Here is a 20,355-nt window from a genome sequence, read left to right as displayed (position 1 = left end):
CCCCCCGGGCTAAAAGACTAAAATTTCACCTGACTAAAATTCCAAGGGGATAAGTGTGAACAAGACTGAACTGATTGATGCAATTGCCGCTGCAGCGGACCTGCCCAAAGCTTCTGCCGGCCGCGCGCTGGACGCTGTTGTAGACAGCATCACTGAAGCACTCGCCAAAGGCGACCAGGTCTCTCTGGTAGGCTTCGGCACCTTCGCCGTTAAGCATCGCGCAGCCCGCACAGGCCGCAACCCGCAGACCGGCGCCACCATCGAAATCAAAGCTTCCAACGTCCCCGGCTTCAAAGCTGGCAAGGCGCTCAAGGATGCCGTTAACTCGTAAGTCCTGTTAGTCGGCCCGCGCTAACGCATCGGGCTACTGGCGAGACAAAAAGGCGCACTCAACGGTGCGCTTTTTTTTTAGTCCCCCGAGAGAGAAACCATGCTTCAAGATATTCGGGCAAACGCCCAGGGCACCGTCTCCAAGATTATCGTCGGCGTTATTGTCGCTGCCTTCGCCCTGTTTGGGGTGGAGTCGATTTTGCTCAGCGGCGGCAGTGGTGGCGTTGCTGAGGTCAACGGCGAAGAGATCAGTCCGCAGGAAGTACAGCAGGCTGTCACCAACCAAAAGCGGCGCCTGATTGCCATGATGGGCGACAACCTCGATCCTACATTGCTCGACGATCAATTGATCCAGGGCCAGGTGATGGAAGGGCTAATCCAGCGCAAGCTGATGGTGCAGGCGGCAGAGGGCCTGGGTCTGACGATTTCCGATCGCCAGCTGGGCACCATTATTGGTGAGATGGAGCAATTCCAGGTGGGCGGTCAGTTCTCGCCTGAGTTGTATCGCGGCACCTTGTCGGACGCCGGATACACGCCACTGTCTTTCAAGGCCACACTGTCGGATGACCTCATTGTTGGTCAGGCTCGTGCCGGACTCGCAGGCAGTGAGTTTGCGACACCTGCTGAACTGGCGCTCAATGCGCGCCTGGCGGGTGAGCAGCGTGATATTCGCTTCATGACCATCCCCCTGGCGGAGTTCAAGGCTGAAGTGACTGTCGCCGAGGCCGATATTGCGGCCTACTACGAGGCAAACAGCCAGCAATTCCTGTCTGAGGAGTCCGTGGATATCGATTTCATTGAACTGCGCGCCGAAGATTTCCGCGAGCCGGTGGATGACACCGCGCTGCAGGATGCCTACCAGGAAGAGCTGCAGGCCAGCCAGTATCAGACCGAGAGTGGCGTAGCACACATTCTGTTCGAACAGCGCGATGACGAGAGCGCTGAAGACTGGGCGGCCCGGGTCGCCGAGGCGCAGAGCAAGCTGGCAGAAGGCACCGATTTCGGCGAAGTCGCCCAGACATACTCGGACGATATTGGCTCGGCCAACTTTGGTGGCGATCTCGGTTACACCGCTGGCGAAGCGTTCCCCGCGGAAATGGAGCAGGCCATTGCTGCACTTGAAGTCGGCCAGGTATCCGAGCCGGTACAGACTGAGGCAGGTATTCATATCATCAAGGTCACCGATCGCCGTGAAGGTGAACCACCGAGTTTCGAACAGTTGCGCCCGGACCTCGAAGAGCGCGTTGCCATGGCCGATGCGCGGATCGAGCTGATGCGTACCGTAGAGACCCTCAAGGATCTGGCGTTTAACGCCGAGGACCTGGGTTCCCCTGCCGGGGAGCTTGAGCTGGAAGTCGAGCAGGCTGCGGGCGTCACCCGAACCTCGCAGGACGAATTGTTCAGCAATGCCCAGCTGATCTCGGCAGCCTTTTCTGACGACGTACTGAATGCCGGCTACAACAGTGAAGTTATCGAACTCAGCCCGGAACACTGGGTCGTGCTGCGTGTGAACACGTACAACGAGGCAGCAGTCATGCCAATGGAAGCTGTCAGTGAGCAAATTGTTGCCCTGATTTCCGCCGAGCGGGCCCGTGAGGCAGTCAGCGCCGCCGCGGAAGCAGCGGTTGCCGGCCTGCGAGATGGCGCATCGGTGGAAGAGCTGGCCAATGCAGAAGGTTATGAGTGGCAGGTAGAGCTGGGTGCCCATCGGCGCAACCTTGTCGTCCCCCAGGAAGTGCTGGGTAGCGCGTTCGGCCTTGCCGCGCCCGCTGAAGGCCAAAGCAGCATTGACTACGTATTAAGTGTGACCGGTGATGCGCTGGTCTATGAACTTGACCGTGTTAATGAAGGTGATCTCGGCCGCATGCCGCAGGCCGAACAAACGGCGTTGCGCCAGCAGATGAATGGCGAAGCAGGGCAGCTGCTGGACGCTGAATACCAACAGGGTAAGCGCGCCAGCGCTGACATAACCGTAATCTAAGGATAACCATGGCCAAGCAAATTCTTACCCTTAACGCGATCTCGGTTAAGGGTCTGGAAAGACTGCCGCGGGAAGACTACGAAGTCGCCAGCGAGTTCGCGCATCCCGATGCGATTCTGCTGCGCTCCCACAAGTTGAAGTCCGAGGATATCCCGGATTCAGTGCTCGCCATCGGCCGCGCCGGTGCCGGCACCAACAACGTGCCTGTGGCTGACTGCAGCAAGCGCGGCATCCCCGTGTTCAATGCACCGGGCGCCAATGCCAATGCCGTGAAAGAATTGGTCGCGGTAGGCCTGTTGCTGGGCTCGCGTGGCATCGTCGAAGGTATCGACTATGTCGCAACCCTGGCCAACACGACAGACAAGGCGGAACTGAACAAGACACTCGAGGCCCATAAGAAGGAATTCAAGGGCAGTGAGCTGGTCGGCAAGACCCTGGGCGTTGTGGGCCTCGGTGCTATTGGCTCCATGGTGGCCGAGATGGCGCTCACTATGGGCATGGACGTGATCGGCTACGACCCTGCGCTGTCGGTAGAGGCCGCCTGGCGCCTGTCCAGCCAGGTACAGCGCGCAGATACACTGTCGGCGCTGTTTGCCAAGTGTGATTACATTTCTCTGCATTTGCCGGTACTCGATTCCACACGCGGTCTGATAAACGCAGAGCTCTTGGCGGCCATGCGTGAAGGCGCCTGCCTGTTGAATTTTGCTCGCCAGGAAATTGTCGACGAAGACGCCTTGCTCGCGGCGCTGGAGAGCGGCCCGCTGCGCAAGTATATCGCCGATTTCCCGTCACCGGGCCTGATCGGTCGCGACGATGTCATTCTTATGCCGCACATTGGTGCCAGCACCGAAGAGGCAGAAGACAATTGCGCGATTATGGCGGCCAACCAGCTGCGGGATTTCCTCGAGAACGGCAATATCCGCAACTCGGTGAATTTCCCCAACCTGATCCTGGAGCGTGTCACCGGTTGCCGTCTGTCGGTAACCAACGAAAATGTCCCGAGAATCCTCGGCAGCGTGCTGTCCATTCTTGCTGATGAGAATATCAACGTCATCGACATGCTCAACAAGAGCCGCGAAGACATTGCCTACAACCTCATCGACATTGAGTGCCATGCCTCAGATGAGGTGTTGGAAAAAATGCGCGCGCTGGAAGGCGTGATCAACGTTCGCCTGATTGGCGACTGCGACTGACTCGCTGGGGCTGTTGCCATGTCTGACCCGCCTGACAAGATAGAGCAGCAGCTCGCCTCCAAGCGCAACTTCGATGCGCCGCCTCTGCACCTGTGGCACCCGCCGCTGTCTGGCGATATCGACATTACCATACTCGCCGACGGGACCTGGCTGCACGAGGGCGACCCGATCCGGCGTGAATCTCTTCTCAAGCTGTTTGCCAGCATTCTGCGTCGCGAAGAAGACGGCGACTACTACCTGGTTACGCCGGCCGAGAAGTGGCGGCTACAGGTGGAATTGCATCCTCTTATCGTTACCGACATCACTTCTTCGAACAACACACTCGAGCTCACCTTGAATACCGGGCGGAGTCTCACCGTTGGTGAGGCGCATACGTTGTTCCTGGAGCCGCTGAGAGACAATGTGGCGGGTGTTACGCTGTGGCATGGGCTCACGGCGTTGTTCTCCAGAAATGCCTGGTATCGGCTTGTGGAACTTGCTGACGCTAATGGCATGGTGGTTAGCGGCGATTATTCCTTTTCCTTGCTCGAATGATTCTGGTTTCAGCTGGCTATGCGGCCAGTGATTGGGAGTGAGGCTTCCGAAAGCACTGCAAGCCGTCCGTGGGCGTTTCGGGCTGCGCCATCCATGGCTTCGCACGATTTCGGAAGCCTCACTCCCAGCCACAGGCCTCTGTTCAGCTCTTTCAACGGGCTGCTAGAACGCAAGAAATTCTAGTCATGGCCAGATCAGAGCACCGCCGCCGGCTTTGGTTGTTCGGAACAATCAGGCCACACCGTCTGCGCAGCGGGAGGCGGCGAAGGGCTTTCCGTGGGGAGTTTTTGAGGAGTGCTTGAGGATTGCGCAGCAATCCCACTCCGAGTTGCCACACGGCCGTAGCCGCCGAAGCGGGGCAGGTGGCCGTGACGAACAATAAAACGCCGCGGTGGGGCGGCTAGCGATAACGAACCAATCTGAGGCACCGGCCTAGAGAGAGGTGCGGCCAGCTAAAGAAACCAACCGCACAGCGGGCTTACTCTTCAGCAGGCGGAGAATGCGCCGCATAGCGCTGCTGCTTCAGCACGAGGGCATCCACAAGCACGTTGCCCGCTTCGGTGAGAAGGACGTCGTTATCGTCCTCCTCGTCAGTTGCTTCATCGCTTTCAGCATCGGCAACTTCAGACTCAGCCGTTTCATCGCTCGCGTCCTCATCCGTTTCCTCTTCCTCGTCGAGTGACGTCAGAGGCTCTTCACCCAGGGCAACCCGGCGCTTGTTCTCGATAGCCAGGGCTTTCTCTTCCTGGCTTTCGCGCAGTGCGATACGGGCCGCTTCGTTCAGGGGCAGCTCCTTGAGCTCCCGGGTCTGGGCGGCGAGGGCGATCTGGTCTTCCAGGAACACAAAGTCAGGGTTGGTCACTGAGCGTTCTTTGAACAACGTGGTAATCCGTGGCAATACCGAAGTGAGGTCGTCGTAGCGGCGGTGGCGCACGCCGTTGATCTGGTCCCAGTTCAGGGCGTGATCCAGGGAGCTTTCGCCGATCTGCTCAGGGTCGTATACGGACGGAAAGGTAATGTCCGGTACGACGCCGCGGTGCTGGGTAGAGTCGCCTGAAATACGGTAGAACTTGCTCTCGGTGATTTTCAGCTGCCCCTCGGTCAGTGGGGTGAGCGTTTGCACAGTGCCTTTGCCGAAGGAACGGTCGCCCACAATAATGCCGCGCTCGTAATCCTGAATGGCGCCGGCAAAAATTTCCGATGCGGAAGCACTCAGGCGGTTAATCAGTACCACCAGGGGGCCATCGTAGTATTCGCTGCGCAGGCGCTTGCCGTCGCGCCATACACGGCGGGAAGAGTGGCGAATCTGCACCGTGGGGCCGTATTCAATGAACAGGCCGGTCAGTTCATTGGCCTCTTGAAGTGAGCCGCCGCCGTTGTTGCGCAAATCCATGACTAGGCCGTCGATGCCTTCTTCCTGCAGTTCCTGCAGCAATTTCTTAACGTCGCGGGTGGTGCTCTTGTAGTCCTTGTCACCGCGGCGCATGGCTTCAAAGTCGATGTAGAAAGCAGGGATGTCGATAACGCCGACTTTCAGGACCTCATCGCCATTGGGCACTTCGAGAATCTTCTTCTGGGCCGACTGTTCCTCCAGCTTCACCTTGTTGCGCACAATGGTAATGGTCTTGCGCTCATCGGTGGACTTGGACTTGGCCGGAATCACCTGCAGGCGCACGGTGGTATCCTTGGGACCGCGAATCAGTTCGACTACTTCATCAAGACGCCAGCCAATTACATCCTCGATGTCACCGTCGTCGCCCTGGCCGACACCGACAATACGGTCGGAGGCCTGGAGTTCGCCCTGCTTGTCAGCGGGGCCCTTGGGCACCAGGCGGGAGACTTTGGTGTACTCGTCTTCCACCTGCAATACGGCACCGATACCTTCCAGAGAAAGGCTCATGTTGATGTTGAAGTTCTCGGACCGGCGCGGCGAGAAGTAATTGGTGTGTGGGTCGTAAAGCTCGGTCAGGGCGTTGGCGTAAATCTGGAACACGTCCTGGCTGTTGTACTGCTGGACGCGCTTGAGTTGGTTGCGGTAGCGGCTATCCAGGGTTTCGGGGATTTCCTCGGTGGGTTTGTCCGCCAGACGCAGGCCGAGCACCTGGTTCTTAATGTGCTTGCGCCAGCGATCGTCGAGGACGTCCTGGCTGTCGGCCCAGGGGCGGTCATCGGTATCGAGCATGTAGGTCTCGTCGATATCGAAGTCCATGGCGGCCACCGTGGCGGGCAAATCACTCAGAACTGCCTCAAGGCGGGTTTCGAGGCGCTCGTGGAAGCGATTGAAAATGGCGTAGCCGGCACTCAGGTTGCCCTCGGGCAACTGGTCGTCCATGACGCTGCGGTACTGCTCAAATTCAGCGATGTCGGCAGCGGTGAAGAACATTTTGCTGCCATCGAGGCTGTTGATGTAGGCGTCCAGATGCTGGGATGACAGCTCGTCATCATACTTCAGCTTGGCGTAGTGTCGGTCTTCCAGCTGCTCGACCAGTTCGACGATGGTTTCCCGCTGGGCGTCGCTGTATTCGATCAGGGCAAGCGAGGGTGTGGCCGGTGCAATCAGTGCCAGGCCGAGAAGCGTGTTACGGCCCAGGGCCGCGATGGTGCGCATTGTACTCAAAATGTTTGTACCAACTCGTGTTATTGAGGTCCAGTGTACCCGCCCCGTGGGCAGGTGCCTACCTCGATTGAAGCTTTAACTATGATAGACCCTGCGGCAAAAAGTTCAGCTTTTACGGTGCGATAGAATCAGTTCACGGAGCCGACAAATACCGGCAATACGCTGTCGCTCATCAGTGTTGGCAAAACCCAGGGCCAGGCCTGTTGGGCGGTCCTGGCCAACGTAGTAGCTGCTCAGGGCTGTGCCGCCGAAGCCTGCGTCAGTAAGGTCGCGAACGAGGGCGTCGTCATTCACGCCGGGAATGCGCAGCACCAGATGCATGCCGGCACTTTCGGCAACTGGCGTCGCCAGACCGTCAAGCTCGCTGGCTATCAACGCCGCCAGGTGTTCCCATTTTTCCCGGTAGCGAACGCGCATGCGACGCAGGTGGCGTTGGAAATGCCCCTCCTGCACAAACTGGGCGACAGTGGCTTGCTGTAATAGCGGCGATTCACCATCCATGTGGCGCTTGGCATGCAGGAAGGGCCCTACGAGCGGTTCCGGCAGTATCAGATACCCGAGACGCAGGGCAGGGAACAGCGTTTTACTGAAGCTGCCCAGGTACAGTACAGGTGTTTGCGCAGCCATACCCTGGAGCGCCGCTATCGGGTGGCCGTGGAAATGGAATTCGGAATCGTAGTCGTCTTCGATCAGCCATGTACCGGTGCGTGCCGCCCAGTCGAGCAGCTCCAGTCGGTCCGGGGCACTCATAATGCCGCCCAGTGGATAGTGGTGAGTTGGGGTGATGTACATGATTTTCGCCGCGCTGGCCGCAGGCAGCTGTGCGGGCTGTAACCCTCGATGATCCACGTCCACCGGTGTCAGTGCCGTTGCGTGGGCCTGCAGGGCTCTGCGCGCGCCGACATAGCCCGGATTTTCAACCAGCACCGGGTCGCCTGGGTCGAGCAGTACCTGGGCGCACAGACTGATCGCCTGCTGAGCCCCCTGGGTAATGACAATCTGGTCCGCGTGACACTGAACCTGCCTGGATACCCTGAGATAGTCCGCCAATGCTTCGCGCAGTGGTGCATAGCCCTGATACCCGTCATAGCCCAACAGGTGCAATCGATCCTGTTGCTGTCGCTGAACACGGTTCCAGACAGACAGAGGAAAAGCGCGCAGGTCAGGGATTCCCAGGGTAAAGGGCAGCTGGGCATGCACTTCGGGCATAGCTTTTGCGGCCAGGGCGGTGCCGTAGTGGGAAAGCCCTGGTAGTTGTGGCTGTTGTTGCCAATTGACGGCTTCGGGTTGATGCCGTTCGAAGCCAGCAGCCACAAACGTGCCACTGCCGGGACGTGCCACCAGAAAACCCTCGGCGATAAGTTGGGACAGTGCGCCGGTTACGGTATTGCGACTGACGCCCAGGTCGCTGGCGATTTGGCGAGAAGCTGGCAGCCGCTGGCCCTCGCGCCACAATCCATCCCTGATACGGAGGCTGAAGGCCTGGTAGAGCTGGCGCTGCAGAGGTTGGTCTGCGATTAGCGCGAGATCACTCAGTGCTGGGATTTGCATATTGGTCCCATCAATATATACGAATTGGGTCTTTTTGAGGTGCCAATATTCTATAGCATGGCGGTTCAACTCTCCACGTCAGAGGCGACGCATGGAACAACAATTGGCGCACGGTCAACGAGCCACGGTTAAACGGGCCAGGCAGCGGGCGACCTATGAAAAGGCGGCGATCTACCGGTTGATTGATGATCTCAAACTAGGCCACATCGGCTTCACCTGGGAAGACCAGTTGCACGTGATTCCCATGACGGTGTGGCGCGTGGACGATGCACTGTACTTCCACACACTCAATAAGAGCCGACTGCAGCGCCTGCTGGAGGCCGGCGGGGAGGTGTGCATTTCCTTTGCCGAGTGCCAGGAGTGGGTGTTGGCCAAATCCGCCTATCACCACAGCGCCAACTATCGCTCTGCGGTTGTTTATTGTCGCGGCAGACGTGTCATCGATCCACAGGACTTTGACCGCGCTTTTTCTGTGTGCATTAACCAGCTTGAGGCGGGGCGCTGGGACAAGGTCAGACCGCCCAGCGACCAGGAACGCAGGGCCACGGCGTTAATAGAGTTGGAGATTGTCGAGGGTGCGGGTAAGTCGCGCAGCGGTGGACCGAACGAGGAGCCTGAGGACATGTCACTGCCGGTGTGGCACGGCACAGTGCCGGTGTGTCCGTATCACAGCGAAACGTAACTGCAGTTAGCTGGACTTCAGTTCAATCCAGATGGACCGGCTTTGCGCGACAACAGTGCCGTCCTGCAATGCAATCGCGGTTCCCGCGTAGTGCTTGCGGCCCTCGTGACCCAGTGGCCAGGCGTAGACGACCAGCGTTTCAGAACCGCAGACAGGCTGACGGATTTCGCCGTCGAGCTGGCCGAGAACGGCGTGGCGCAGTTCGCCGCCCATGGCCGCAAAGTAGCCCGGGCAGTCCAGCGCGCTCCACAGAATTTCCTCGAGGACATGACCGCTCGCATCGCATAAATCGTCGCGCACCTGCCAGGGGCAGGCGATTAACTGCCAGTTGTGGACGGGGCCGGGAAACAGTTCCAGCCCATCGTGAGCAGCGCGATGGGGCCCACACACAAAGCAGGTACCGAACACATGCTCGTGATAACAGGGATAGCCCTTGCTTGCTTCCTCAGCCTCGGACAGTGATGGCGCGGGCGGAATGTTCGAATCCATGGTGCACGGGCTGCCAGCGCCCACCAGCGTATCGCCGGCGAGGAGTTGCACGCCGCCGTCATCGCCGGTGACAACCTGCAGCGGCGTATCCAGGGGTGGGGGACCATAAGGCGAACCCTGGCCGGTCCTTCGACATGCGCGGCAATGACACCGCAGCTATAGCCGCCATTGCCGGAGGCCGGCGGTCCATTAAAGCGCGAGCTGATCGTGAATTCCTGATTCATTGCGTCGAGTCTCTATCGATAGGTCGGGGGAATATAGTCGAACCTGGCCATCATGGCCCGGTGGTCATCGACCAACTGCTGCACTTGGTGCGGTGTGAGCAGGTCCCGCCACTGATTCTGGCGGCCGCTGCGGAAAAAGCGTTGCGAGTTGGGGCTGCGCTCAACAAAACCTTCGCGCTCCTCAAGACGTTTGAGCGTCGCGAAGTTGGAGTGGTCTATGGCGCGTTGTAGACGCCCGCGGTCCTGGGGCAAGCCCAGAAAGCGGGTGAGGGCACCAAAGTGCTTAAGCGGTTTTTGCAGCAAATCCTCGTAACGCAGCACGCAGGTCGCGCCACTTGTATCGCGGGTCCAACTGTCGACGTGGGTAGACCAGGAGGCGAGTACGCTGGCGACATTGTTCTCATCTGTCGGTGTGCCGGTAGTATCGGAGCCCATGAATCCAACGGCTTCATCAAGGTTGAGACCGAAGTGATCTGCCAGTGAAGAGACCACATCCAGTGGGTTTCGCACAATGGCGATGGCGCCGCTGGTCAGGCTCATGTCGTGCAAGGGCAGGCCTTCATAAGCGCCGAGAAAGTTATGGGTCTTCACCATGCTGGTACCGGCGCGTCGGCTGGCTATGCGTTTCTGCACGAGAGGGCGCATGCGGCAAATGGCCTGCCGATCGAGGTTTTCCAGGGGCTCCTTGCTCAGGGGCTGATACCAGCTCACATTGGATTCATTGGCAAAGAAATCGTTTAGCTGGTTGATATCCGACGGGACGTCCCCATCGTGAATATAGTTGTGCAGGAAGGCGCGCACCCAGGTATTTCCCGATTTGGGATAGGAGGCCATCCAGACAATGTTTCCCATGTAAGGCTCGGTTCTTTCGTAAAATTGATTGGGCGCGAGTATAGCATCGCAAAACCTAGCCGGGACGCTGCCGCGTGGGCTGTGCTGTATTTCATTAGCCGGCGCTTGCGTGTATAACTGTGGGCCTCGCCTGTTTCAGCAAGGATAGTCATGCAAAAGCTCATCGCAGTGGTCGGTGCGCTCGTGGTTTTCACCACCAGTGCTTGTTCCGGTTCCCGTCACACGGATGAAATCAAGCCTGCCCCCTGGGCCTACGGTGCCATGGCGACGACCGCCAACCCGCATGCAACGGCCGCCGCCATGCAGATGCTCGAAGAGGGTGGTCATGCGGTCGATGCGGCGATAGCCGCGCACGCTGTACTCGGACTGGTCGAACCGCAAAGCTCGGGTATTGGCGGTGGGGCGTTCATGGTGGTTTATGAGCGCGATAGCGGTGAAACGCTGTTTCATGACGGCCGGGAAACCGCGCCTGCCGGCGTGAGTGTCGACATGTTTATGCGCGATGGCAAAGCCCTCGGATTTCTCGATGCCTGGCAAAGCGGGCAGGCCGTAGGCGTACCGGGAGCGATCAAGCTTTACGAAGATACGCATCGCAAGCATGGCAACCTGCCCTGGGAAACGCTGTTCGAGCCGGCTATCAGTCTGGCAGAGAAGGGCTTTGAGGTTTCGCCGCGCCTGGCTGGCTTTCTGCCGAGGATAGCACCTGTATCGGGTCTGGATGAGAATCCCGGCGCCGCCGAATACTTCTTCCCGGAAGGTAAGCCACTGCAGGCCGGTGAGGTGCGTGACAACCCTGCGTATGCTGCAACCCTCAAAGCGATAGCGCGTAATGGCAGCAAGGCGTTTTATCACGGCGCTATTGCCGAGGCCATGGTCGCGGGGGCGCGGCTGGAGCCTAACCCGGGCACGCTGAGTCTCGAAGATATTGCCGCTTACAGTACGCGAGAGCGCCCTGTCACCTGTATTCCGTTTCGTACATTAACGCTGTGCGGTGCCACGCCGCCGTCCTCTGCGGTGGCGCCCATGATGATGATGGCGCTTTACAACCACTTGGTGGCGGCCGACGCCAGTACAGATGACAAGCTCGCGGCGTTTGTCGATGCCCAGCGCCTGGCCTACGCCGATCGCGATCATTTTTTTGGCGACCCTGATTTTGTCGACGTGCCGATTCAAGGCCTGCTGAGCGCAGGCTATTTGCAGGCCCGAGCCGGGCAGCGCTTTGCACCGGATGCCCCTGTAAGCCATGGTGATCCGCAAGCCTATGATGACGATGGTCTGGCGCTGACCTGGAGCGCCGACACCACCGATGAAGTGGCAGGAACCACGCACTTGTCGATCGTTGATGGAGAAGGCAATGCGGTGTCCATGACGGCGACGGTTGAAGCGCCTTTCGGCTCCTCCCGATGGGCTGCGGGCTTTCTGCTCAATAACCAGCTGACCGACTTCGCGCGCGCCTACGAGCCGGATGCGCTACCCCAGGCCAACGCGATAGCCCCCGGTAAACGGCCTCGTTCATCGATGTCGCCGATTATGGTGTTTGACGCCGCGGGCCAGTTGAAAATGGTTACCGGCTCACCGGGCGGGAATTCCATCCCGGCCTATGTGTTCAAGTCCATGGTGGCGATTCTTGACTGGGGCCTCTCGCCGGAAGAGGCGGTGGCCTATCCCAATATCATTGCCCGGGGCAATCGGGTGCGGGTAGAAGTTGCGCTCGAGCAGGGTAAGAAACTGGCCGGCGTGCTCAAGCAACGCGGTTATACGGTGGAAGAACGCCAGGGTGAAAACTCCGGTGTTCACCTGATCCTGCTGGAGCAGGGCGCGTTGATCGGCGCGGCGGATCCGCGCCGTGAGGGAACGGTGGGTTCGATCGCGCCCTAGCTGAGCTGTGCTATCAGTGCGTCGAAGTCCCAGTGGGCCTTCATACTGGTAATCAGCCCCTCGTCATTGACCACGTAGACGGCCAGCATATCGCAGTCGGAAAATTTGCCATTGCCCAGATCGTTGCGTGCGACCTGGGCCACGCAGACGCAGTTTGGCCCGCTCAACCAGCGTTTGTTGACTGTGATTTCGATATTCGATGGTCCGATAACATTGTCCCAGAATGCCTCAATGGCAGCTTTGCCCTGATGCCCTTCACCGGACGGGTCCATCGGGGATACGCCTACGGGATCCTGGACCAGGGCGTCGTCTGCATAGAGCGCCAACCAGCCCTCTTTATTGCCCTCAGAGGCGTACTTGATCGATTTCATGTTGGCCTGGACAGCCAGGTGATTTTCTTCGGCCATGGTGTTTTCTCGCGGTTCAAGGGATGCCATTGTTGTTGGTGTCAGCATAACAGCGACACCCATTTCTCCCCGATCAGATTCTTATACCAATCGACTCTAGCGTTAGTTCCTGCCGCGCGCCAGCATCAGGAATTAGCTAACATGCCCCAAGACTAATAATTACACACATAGGAGCGAGTTATGTCAGATGCCGAACAGAAGATCCTCGATGGATCCGCCTGGGACGAGTTTTGTGACTCCCTGAAAGAAGCGGGCAGAATTATTCGTAGCGAGAAAGCCCCGGGGACGCTTTCAACCAGGCAGAGGGGTATCGCTATCTGACACGCCTGTTGCGCGGTGGCCTGGAGAGTTATCTTGAGTTCTCCGATCCCATGTTCCCGGTGCTGCGCTGTGGCGCCCACGAAACGATTAAGCTGGGAGCGGATAATCCTGACAATCGCTATGAAAGCGCCGCTATTCGCTCCGAGTTTGACTACCGCATCACCGGCAAGCGCAATACAGTCAACTACCTCGGTATCAGCTCCATCATCAACAAGTACGGTTCTGGTGGCACCATGGAAGTCACCGGGCATATCGATCATCGCGAGCTTGAAATAGCTGACGATGGAAGCTTTGAAATCATTATCAGTCGCACCGAAAAGCCAGGTAACTGGCTGCCCATGGGCGAGGATTCAAATTCCATTACCGTGCGTCAGACGTTCCAGGACCGCGTCAACGAAGTCGCTGCTGATCTCAAGATTGAGCGCATTGGCGCTGAGGAAGACCGTCCCCGGCCGCTTTCGCCCGAAAAACTCGTGCGCGGTTTGCAGGGGGCCAGCCTGTGGGTACACGGTGCAGCCACCATGTTCGAAAACTGGGCGGAGAGTTTCCTGCCAACAATGAACGATCTGCCTCCTGCGGATCAGGACTACTGCCAGTCGATTGGCGGAGATCCCAATATTTTCTATTTTCACAGCGCCTGGGAACTGGCGGATGATGAGGTCATGGTGATTACCGCGCCTGAGATTCCCGAGTGCCAGACCTGGAATTTCCAGTTGGACAACTGGTGGATGGAGTCGCTGGATTACCGCTATCACCAGATTCATTTCAATAAGCACACTGCCCACTACGAGCCCGATGGCAGCGTGCGGGTGGTGATTGCGCATCGCGACCCCGGTTTGCCCAACTGGGTGGAAACAGCTGGACATAATATCGGCACCATGTGTTGGCGCTGGATTGGTGCCCAGCACCATCCGCTGCTGGACGTAAAAGTGATGAAGCAGGCAGATCTGGTATGACTAACGGCCCGTTGTTTGAGGCACAAGTCGCCATAGCGGCGGCACATGAACAAACTGGCTTCAGCGATCTTGGTGATGGCTTCAGCCGCGAGGGGCTCGATGCGCTGCTGGCTACTTACGATGAGCACGTGCGCGATCCGGAGGGGCGTCAACGCTGTTACGAGCGCGTGGTTTACCAGATAGCCACCCGACTGAAACTCGAGCATGCGCTGAACACGGTGGAAGGTTGGCAAGATCAGGAGATCAATGCGCCGATTTTTGTCACCGGATTGCCGCGATCAGGTACTTCAGCGCTGCTCAATCTGCTGGAAGTGGCACCGGAAAATCGCTCGCCCCTGCAGTGGGAAGTGCAGTTTCCGGATCCCTGGCCCGGCAGTGCGCCAGGCGATAAAGACCCTCGCTATGATTACCTGGCCAAGGCTCTGGAAGAGTCACGCAACTCAGAGTTTGCCAAAATCCACTATGTGGATGCCGATACGCCAGAAGAGTGCGTGCTCCTGCACGCCTATGCGTTTCACGGTGTGCAGCTGGGCTTTGAAATTATGCTCGAGCCCTACCGCAGCTGGTTGCTGGCACAGGACCTGACACCCCTGTACGCGTTCCAGAAGAAAGTGATGCAACTGCTGAACTGGCGCAACCCGGGGCAGCAGTGGCTGTTAAAGGCGCCAGCCCATATGTTTGGCATTGAACAGATACTTGAGGTGTTCCCTGACGCGCGCTTCATCTGGTGTCACCGCGATCCGCAGAAAGTCATCCCCTCCATTAACAGCCTCAACAAAGTCGTGCTGGACATGTACCTGGGCGATTACAGTCATATCGATATGGCCGAGATGGGTCGCAGCGTTATGGAGTGGTACGCGATGTCGCTGGAACGCGGCCTCGCCAGCCGTGCCAAACTGCCCAGCGAGTGTTTTATCGATTGTTCCCAGCAAGAATTTGTCGATGACAATATGGCCGTGGTGCAGAAGGTATACGACAGCTTCAGCTTGCACATGTCCGACGCTGGCCACAATGCCATGCAAGCCCATGTCGACAATAACCCCAAGGGCAAGCACGGTAAACACGAGTACCGCTTACAGGACTACGGACTTAGCGCCCAGATGATTGCGGAGCGGTTTGCTTTCTACGCCGACGACCCACGCTGGCCGATCAGCGGCTGAAGGAGCTCACCTTGAAAGCAGCCATACTCAGTGCGGCACGCCAGCCCATCGAGATCGTCGATGATCTCGAGGTGATTCCTCCCCGTGCAGGCGAGGTTCAGGTCAACATCAAATACTGCGGCTTGTGCAGCTCGGATCTCGGGTTTGTCACTGGCAAGGCACCGTTGATGGGGCCTATGGTTCCCGGGCACGAGGCGTCGGGCATTGTGTCAGCCGTGGGCGCTGGCGTCACCCACCTGGCGCCGGGCGACCACGTGGTACTAACACCCTGTGCGCCCTGTGGCCACTGCTATTACTGCCAGCGCGACCAGCAACACCTGTGCACCAATGCCATGAGCATCATGTCCGGTTTGCTGCCCGACGGCGAGAGCGGATTGAGTCGCCAAGGGCAGGCGGTGCTGCGCGGCTGCGGCATTGGTGCGTTGGCAGAGTACGTGACGCTGCCGGCCACTGGCGCGGTTAGGATTGACGACGACATTCCCCTGGATGTCGCCTGTGTGATTGGCTGTGCACTGCAAACCGGTGTGGGAGCTGTTCTCAACACCGCGGAGGTGGAGGCGGGCGCCACCTGTCTCGTGACCGGGCTCGGCGGTGTCGGTATGGCGGCGCTTCAAGGGGCGAGAATTGCCGGAGCATCGGTGATTATCGCCTCGGATCCCGTGGCGGAGCGACGGGCACTGGCTGCGGATTTTGGGGCCACCCACGTCATAGATCCGCAAACGGAAGATCTGGCTGCCCTGGTGCAGGCGCTGACGGGCGGCATTGGTGTTGATTATGTGTTTGAGGCCGCGGGAAGTGCGGCGCTGGTGGAGCAGGGCGTGTTACTCACGCGCATGGGCGGCACCACTGTAATTGTCGGTTCACCCGCTCTGGAAGAAAATCTCACACTGCCCAATGTGGTGTTGTTTCAGGCGCTGGAAAAAAAGTTGTGTGGCTGTCTGCTGGGCTCGGCCAACTCGCTGTTTGAAATTCCACGCCTGCTGCGCCTGTGGCGCAAAGGCGACTTGGATATGGCGAGCATGATTACCGCGCGACGGCCTCTGTCCGAGGTCAATGAAGGCTTTGCAGATCTGGAATCGGGCCGGGGCATTCGTACCGTCATCGAGATATAAATTTCCCGCCGGTGGCGGGTAGCGATCAGCCCCTTCCGCCGCCGTGCTATTGCACCTGCACCGCGTCGTTTTCCACACAGCGAATACCGCCGGGGCCTCGATCAGTGAGGCGCACTTGTTGCAGTGGCTGCAGTTATTGCGGTAATTCGGGTTGCTCATGGCGTTGTTTACATAGGCAGGGTCCTTCACCAGTGGTCTTCCCATCTGGATAAAATCAAAGCCCTCACGCATGATCGTCGCCACACTGTCGAGTTCAGTGCAGCCACCAATGTAAACCATCTGGCAGTTGACCCGGTCTCGGATCTGCTTTGCCTTATCAAGGAAAAAGTTTTCTTCGTACGGGTAGTAGCGGAACAAGCGCGGGCCATAGTATTTCAGGCCGAGCCGCGCGATCGGATTGGTTTCTACTTCCAGCATGCCTTTGTCCAGGGTGGCACCGCGGAAATACACCATGGGATTGAAACTGCTGGTGCCGCCTGAACAAATCAACGCATCGATGCCTGCTTTGTCGAACATGGTGGCGACTTCCAGGGCTTCTTCAAACTGCAGGCCGTCTTTAACACCGTCGGTCATGCCCATTTTGCCCAGTATGGGAAAATCGTCGCCCACCGCGCGGCGCACTGCATCCAGTGCCCGCAGGGGCAGGCGCATGCGATTTTCCAGGGAGCCGCCGTATTCGTCGGTACGTCGATTGGTTCTGGGGCTGATGAACTGCGACAGGCCGTAGCCGTGGCTGAAGTGAATCTCGATGGCGTCAAAACCGACGCTTTTCATAAACGCTGCAGCGTCGTAGTAGGTCTGCACCAGGTAGTCGATGTCGGCTATTTTCATGGCACCCGCAAACGGCATGCCGGCAGAAATGCCGAGCATGTTGAGCTGGCGGGAGGGCCCCATGGGGCGCTTGAGTCGCTGCAGCTTGCTGTTTTTGGAGAAGTTGCCGCAATGGGCCATCTGGCCTGAAACCGCAACGCCTGGAGCGGTTCGCTTCAGTTCGGCGATCAGGTCGGTGTACTGGGGCCTGAATTGCTCGTCCATCCACGTCATCTGATCGTTGATGCGTCCGTCGGCTTCGGTCGTGCAATAGCCAATGGTGGTCATCGCTGTGCCGCCGCTGACGATCTGCTTGTGAAAATCCAGCAGCAGTTCGCCCGGCACACCGTCCGGTGATTTCCCCTCGTAGGTAGCGGCCTTGAGAATACGGTTTTTCAGCTCGAGTTTGCCGAGTTTTGCGGGAGAAAACGCCCGTTTTAAATCGTCGTTCATGGCCAGGATCTCGTGTGCAGGTAGCGTATTAGACGGTATGGAGTATTCGCGTTCAGGTCAAACCTCAACGGTTCAGCCAGCGATACCCGTGCCGGGATCCACCGGGCGGTTTATGTCGCGCCCGTGACTACTCTTCGGACGCGCCCTGGTACCAGATGGGTGACGTCCAGGCACGCTCCTGGATGATCTTGGGTAGGCCAGGGTCAGAACAGGCCTCGGGGCGCTCACTTTCTGGCAGCGACAGGCATTGTTGCCAGCTCCAGCGACAGCTGGGGTTTTCCAGCACACGCGTGTAGTACACGGCTGGCTGGGCAGGATCAAAATCCGGATCGCGCCAGGTCTCACAAAACTCGGCATGGCCGCGGCCAGTCGTTGCGCAGCTGTCGAGGTCGACGCTGGCGTCATTATCACCACCGGCAATGTCGAACACGGCCTGGTGAAATGCGTCGTCGGCGCCGCGCCACAATTTAATGACTTGCAGTCGTTGCAGTGGATAGCTACGGGGATCGGCGACCGCACTGGCGACAAACAGGGGGAGTCCTGTTTTGCTGTCGCGGGCAGTACCGCTCCCATTGGCACGCCGCCGGCATAGCCTGCCTCAGCCTGGCTACTGTCACAGATGGATGCCGGCAGGTCCCAGCCCGCAAACAGGCGGGGCACAATACGGGCCCGCTGGTGGCAAAAACCTCACGCCGCTGCATGGCATCAAACAGCGAGTCACGACTGTTTTCCTCTGCCCATACGCCCATCAGGCCACCGGGATTGCGGTAGGTCACCGGCTTGCCGGCAAAACCGGGCGCATTGTTCAGGCGCGAGAGGGTGGTGGCATCGCCCTCGCCGCAGCATCCGGGATAGTCCTGCTCTGACACTGCGCCAGGCAGTGCGTTATGGGTGTCGGTACTGCCCGCCATGCCGAACCGGTAGGGATTGACGCCGATGCGCGCCTCCTCTGCAACACCTTCCAACAACGCATAGCGCGCAAAGTCGAGGCGCGACTGACAGTTGACCCCGATGATGGCGCCAGCGGAGTAACCGTCTTCACAATCCTCGGGTGCCTGCCAATCCAGACCGCGAATTTTTTCGAAATCACACCATTCATCTTCGCCCACCACATTCCACATGCCCGGGCGGCACTCCGATTCGCCCTTGATTTGCATCATTTCCACCACCGGCTCCATGCGGGCACGCAGGCTGGCGAGGCGCTGCTGTTCGGACAGTGGCTCGTCCCGGTAAGGCACATAAAACATGCGTCCGCTGGAGACGTTTGGGTTGTGGGGTATGGATATAGCCTCACATCCGCCGTCGGTCTGGTTGCACAGGGTGTCCATTTTTTCCCAAAGGCGCACAACATCCGGCTCTTCCAGGGACGACACCGGCAACTCCGGCACAATCTCATTGCGAAACAGAATATTGCGGTGCACTTTGCTCATGGAGACCGAGTTACTGTATTCGTAACCGTGAAATGTAGTGAACTCACAGTCGGCACTGCGATCGTAATGGGCTTCTGTCACCGCCTGATTAATCTCCCAGGCTTGCTTAAGCGCGTCCCGGCACCACTGGTTGTCCGGGCCACAAATCGCTGTGTTACGATCCCCAAAGCCCATGATATTGCGAAACCGGTCGGCGTCTTCGCCACCCACGGAAGGGCCGTCGCTGCCCGGATTGCTCTCAGGTCTCTGTCTGTAAGCACGGCAAGCTTCGCTGGTGTAGGCGGGGTGCTCTGGTTGCGAGCAGGCAAAGACTTCTCCCACCCACTCTGCGTGGTCGGTAACAGCAGCGAAATCGAGCGCTGTGGGGAGCTGGGCAAAGCGGGCATCCTCTGCCGCTGCATCGTAGGGAGCCAGTTGCACGCGCATCCCGCGGGCGAAGCGGTAGGCGCTATCTACATCACCGAGCATATCGCGCGAACGGGCGTCGAAGGACACACTGGTGTGCACATGCACGTCGCCAAAGAACGGCTGGCGCAGCGGGTTGTTATTACGACAGGATTCACGCGGCTGGGGCTGTTGTGCGGCCGCTGCCGCCGCCGATGGCTGCCACTCACTGGCCGTGGGTTGGAGTGAGAGCTGATCCCAGGTATGCCACAGCCAGGTAGCGGCGAGCACTATGACGCCAAGTACACCCAGGACAATACGTTTCATCACTTGGCGTCTGCTCCAGAGATAGCGGGCGTGACAATAAAAGCGTGAACCATGGCTAACAGCTGTTCGCACAAGGCGTGGCGATCAGCCAGCGGGCTCTGTGCCGGGAGCTCCCTGCTGGCCTTGAAAATGTTGGCAATGGCATGAAAGGCCGTGTCAACAATCAGGTAGATACGCTGCTGTATCTGTTCGGGCGGCAGCCCTGCGAAGGCTGCGTCGAACAGCTCAGCCAGCGCAGCCGGACGGGGAAAGCTGACGGCCGCAGGGCTCCCCAGGCCATAGACGCCGTGGTTGCTTGTCGCCAACTGCGAGACAATATTGACGAAGTCCAGTCCGGCTGCATTGGCCTCAACATACTCAATAATCGGCATAATGAGGCAGCGGGATACCGCCTCCGCCGGCGGCCACTCGCCGCTGCCAGCCCGCTCAAAATAAGCTTGGCGGCGCGCGCCGATACCACTGGCATGAAAGTCCACAATCGCCTGTAACAGGCCGTCGCGATCACCGAAATGATATTGCAGCGCATTCGGGTTTTTCTGTCCGCCGGCCAGGGCAATTTCGCGCAGTGACACCGAGTCAATACTGCGGCTGCCGTAAAGGGACACGGCGGCCTCCAGCAGGCGCTGACGGGTGCGTGCATTGTTTTGCTCGCGTTTTTCCATGC

The 20,355-nt window shown here is 58.8% G+C and carries 15 protein-coding genes and 2 pseudogenes; 9 read left to right on the top strand and 8 right to left on the bottom strand.

The annotated features are described in order from the left end of the window. The first annotated feature begins 55 nt into the window (after positions 1-55). From BST95_RS12890 to BST95_RS12875, 4 genes are all read left to right on the top strand, one after another. Positions 56-331, top strand: coding sequence for an HU family DNA-binding protein (locus tag BST95_RS12890; RefSeq protein WP_066059270.1), 276 nt, complete (start codon positions 56-58; stop codon positions 329-331). 99 nt (positions 332-430) lie between these two features. Beyond that, the gene (locus tag BST95_RS12885; protein ID WP_084199989.1) at positions 431-2,311 is read left to right on the top strand and encodes a SurA N-terminal domain-containing protein; all 1,881 of its coding nucleotides are present in this window, start codon (positions 431-433) and stop codon (positions 2,309-2,311) included. An 8-nt stretch (positions 2,312-2,319) separates the two neighbouring features. Next, positions 2,320-3,504: a phosphoglycerate dehydrogenase gene (locus BST95_RS12880; protein WP_084199987.1), complete on the top strand. Its 1,185-nt coding sequence runs from the start codon at positions 2,320-2,322 to the stop codon at positions 3,502-3,504. Positions 3,505-3,522: 18 nt separating this feature from the next. Beyond that, positions 3,523-4,038: a DUF1285 domain-containing protein gene (locus BST95_RS12875; RefSeq protein WP_066059261.1), complete on the top strand. Its 516-nt coding sequence runs from the start codon at positions 3,523-3,525 to the stop codon at positions 4,036-4,038. A gap of 478 nt (positions 4,039-4,516) precedes the next feature. Here BST95_RS12875 and BST95_RS12870 read toward each other — a convergent pair whose 3' ends face one another. Both BST95_RS12870 and pdxR read right to left on the bottom strand, forming a co-directional pair. Then, entirely contained in the window at positions 4,517-6,646 is a 2,130-nt protein-coding gene (locus BST95_RS12870) for a carboxy terminal-processing peptidase (protein ID WP_084199985.1), read from the bottom strand. Between the two features lie 114 nt (positions 6,647-6,760). Continuing rightward, entirely contained in the window at positions 6,761-8,206 is a 1,446-nt protein-coding gene (pdxR, locus tag BST95_RS12865) for a MocR-like pyridoxine biosynthesis transcription factor PdxR (protein WP_084201164.1), read from the bottom strand. Positions 8,207-8,297: 91 nt separating this feature from the next. Between pdxR and BST95_RS12860 the strand changes: the two genes are divergently transcribed. Further along, on the top strand, positions 8,298-8,888 hold the full coding sequence (locus BST95_RS12860) for a pyridoxamine 5'-phosphate oxidase family protein (RefSeq protein WP_084199983.1): 591 nt from the start codon (positions 8,298-8,300) through the stop codon (positions 8,886-8,888). A gap of 6 nt (positions 8,889-8,894) precedes the next feature. Here BST95_RS12860 and BST95_RS12855 read toward each other — a convergent pair whose 3' ends face one another. Further along, a complete protein-coding gene (locus BST95_RS12855; RefSeq protein ID WP_084199981.1) occupies positions 8,895-9,428 on the bottom strand; it encodes a hotdog fold domain-containing protein in 534 nt (177 codons plus the stop codon). 185 nt (positions 9,429-9,613) lie between these two features. Next, a complete protein-coding gene (locus BST95_RS12850) occupies positions 9,614-10,453 on the bottom strand; it encodes a sulfotransferase domain-containing protein (protein WP_084199979.1) in 840 nt (279 codons plus the stop codon). A gap of 150 nt (positions 10,454-10,603) precedes the next feature. Between BST95_RS12850 and BST95_RS12845 the strand changes: the two genes are divergently transcribed. Next, complete coding sequence (locus BST95_RS12845; protein WP_084199977.1) at positions 10,604-12,331, top strand: gamma-glutamyltransferase family protein; 1,728 nt, start codon at positions 10,604-10,606, stop codon at positions 12,329-12,331. On the opposite strand, the gene BST95_RS12840 is transcribed toward BST95_RS12845, so the two are convergent. Next, positions 12,328-12,738, bottom strand: a complete 411-nt coding sequence (locus tag BST95_RS12840) for a nuclear transport factor 2 family protein (protein ID WP_169843937.1) — start codon at positions 12,736-12,738, stop codon at positions 12,328-12,330. The genes BST95_RS12845 and BST95_RS12840 overlap by 4 nt on opposite strands. Positions 12,739-13,067: 329 nt before the next feature. Between BST95_RS12840 and BST95_RS12835 the strand changes: the two genes are divergently transcribed. From BST95_RS12835 to BST95_RS12825, 3 genes are read left to right on the top strand one after another with little or no spacing between them, the layout of a single operon-like run. After that, entirely contained in the window at positions 13,068-14,015 is a 948-nt protein-coding gene (locus BST95_RS12835) for a DUF1214 domain-containing protein (protein WP_240500191.1), read from the top strand. Then, entirely contained in the window at positions 14,012-15,175 is a 1,164-nt protein-coding gene (locus BST95_RS12830) for a sulfotransferase family protein (protein WP_084199973.1), read from the top strand. The genes BST95_RS12835 and BST95_RS12830 overlap by 4 nt, the downstream gene beginning before the upstream one ends. 11 nt (positions 15,176-15,186) lie before the next feature. Further along, positions 15,187-16,287 (top strand): Zn-dependent alcohol dehydrogenase, encoded by a 1,101-nt coding sequence (locus BST95_RS12825; protein WP_084199972.1) that lies wholly within the window; start codon positions 15,187-15,189, stop codon positions 16,285-16,287. A 489-nt stretch (positions 16,288-16,776) separates the two neighbouring features. On the opposite strand, the pseudogene BST95_RS20600 reads toward BST95_RS12825, so the two are convergent. From BST95_RS20600 to BST95_RS12805, 3 genes and pseudogenes are all read right to left on the bottom strand, one after another. Continuing rightward, positions 16,777-17,550: pseudogene (locus tag BST95_RS20600) on the bottom strand (oxidoreductase); the annotation flags it as partial. A gap of 127 nt (positions 17,551-17,677) precedes the next feature. Further along, positions 17,678-19,691, bottom strand: a pseudogene (locus BST95_RS12810) (DUF3604 domain-containing protein). After that, positions 19,691-20,353, bottom strand: a complete 663-nt coding sequence (locus BST95_RS12805) for a TetR/AcrR family transcriptional regulator (protein WP_084199966.1) — start codon at positions 20,351-20,353, stop codon at positions 19,691-19,693. The pseudogene BST95_RS12810 and the gene BST95_RS12805 overlap by 1 nt, the downstream one beginning before the upstream one ends. Positions 20,354-20,355: the final 2 nt, after the last annotated feature.

It is taken from the genome of Halioglobus japonicus (assembly GCF_001983995.1).
In the GTDB taxonomy this organism is placed as follows: Bacteria; Pseudomonadota; Gammaproteobacteria; order Pseudomonadales; family Halieaceae; genus Halioglobus; species Halioglobus japonicus.
Note: the sequence above shows the minus strand (reverse complement) of the source record. Positions and strands in the feature narration are given on the sequence as shown.